This is a genomic window from Pseudomonas brassicacearum (assembly GCF_003732265.1).
Lineage (GTDB): Bacteria > Pseudomonadota > Gammaproteobacteria > Pseudomonadales > Pseudomonadaceae > Aquipseudomonas > Aquipseudomonas brassicacearum_D.
This window is the reverse complement of record NZ_MOBK01000417.1, coordinates 1-321: the sequence shown is the minus strand read 5'-3', so window position 1 is coordinate 321 and position 321 is coordinate 1. Positions and strand designations below refer to the sequence as shown.

Annotated in this window: 1 pseudogene; it reads left to right on the top strand. The window is 54.2% G+C overall.

Annotated features, from left to right (window positions below):
• A pseudogene (locus BK660_RS32770) lies at positions 1–321 on the top strand (hypothetical protein); the annotation flags it as partial.

The following is a 321-nucleotide window of genomic DNA, read 5'->3' as shown; positions in this document are numbered from 1 at the left end:
CTACAAAAAGGCCGGTGGCGACCCGCTGTCTTCCAAGCGCGCCTTTGCGGATGTAGACGGCGACGTCAACATCCTCCCCGAGCCGATTATTCGAGAATTGATAGGCGATACCCTCGAACCGGACGAGCTTTACGCCACTGTCGACGTGCGCTACGACATGAAAAATGGCGACTTGATCTGTCTGAGATGGACCGGCATCAAGTCCAATGGCGATGACTATCTGCATGAAGTTCCGCATATCGTCAGCGCCAACGAAGCCAAGGAAGGCCTGGTCACGTTCTACATCGATGCCGAGCACATCATTGTGCTTGATAAAGGCAG